General features: G+C 46.6%; 1 protein-coding gene. It reads left to right on the top strand.

Annotated elements, in window-relative coordinates:
• A partial coding sequence (gene atpD, locus A3756_RS15205) for a F0F1 ATP synthase subunit beta (RefSeq protein WP_068553804.1) occupies positions 1-908 on the top strand: 908 nt, incomplete at both ends.

The raw sequence follows: 908 nt of genomic DNA on the forward strand, positions 1-908 counted from the left end.
ACTTGGTTTGTCCATTCGCTAAGGGTGGTAAAGTTGGTCTATTCGGTGGTGCGGGCGTTGGTAAAACTGTAAACATGATGGAATTGATCAACAACATCGCACTGAAGCACTCTGGTCTTTCAGTATTCGCAGGTGTTGGTGAGCGTACTCGTGAGGGTAACGATTTCTATCACGAAATGCAGGAAGCTGGCGTTGTAAACCTAGAGACTCCAACAGACTCTAAGGTAGCGATGGTATACGGTCAGATGAACGAGCCACCAGGAAACAGGCTACGTGTTGCCTTGACTGGTTTGACAATGGCTGAGAAGTTCCGTGACGAGGGTAAAGACGTACTATTGTTCGTTGATAATATCTACCGTTACACACTGGCAGGTACTGAAGTATCAGCACTGCTAGGTCGTATGCCTTCAGCGGTAGGTTATCAGCCTACACTAGCTGAGGAAATGGGTGTTCTTCAGGAGCGTATTACATCTACTAAGACTGGTTCGATCACATCGATCCAGGCAGTATATGTACCTGCGGATGACTTGACTGACCCATCTCCAGCAACAACCTTCTCTCACTTGGATGCAACAGTTGTATTGAGTCGTGACATCGCTTCTAAGGGTATTTACCCAGCGATCGATCCACTAGACTCTACTTCTCGTCAGCTAGATCCTTTGGTGATTGGTGCTGAGCACTATGAAATTGCACGTGGTGTACAGACAGTACTTCAGCGTTATGCTGAATTGAAAGACATCATTGCGATTCTTGGTATGGACGAATTGTCTGAAGAAGATAAGCAGACAGTTGCACGTGCTCGTAAGATCGAACGTTTCTTGTCACAGCCTTTCCACGTTGCCGAAGTATTTACGGGTGCACCGGGTAAGTATGTATCTTTGAAAGACACTATCCGTGGCTTCCAAGGT

The sequence above is a fragment of the Oleiphilus sp. HI0086 genome (assembly GCF_001635225.1).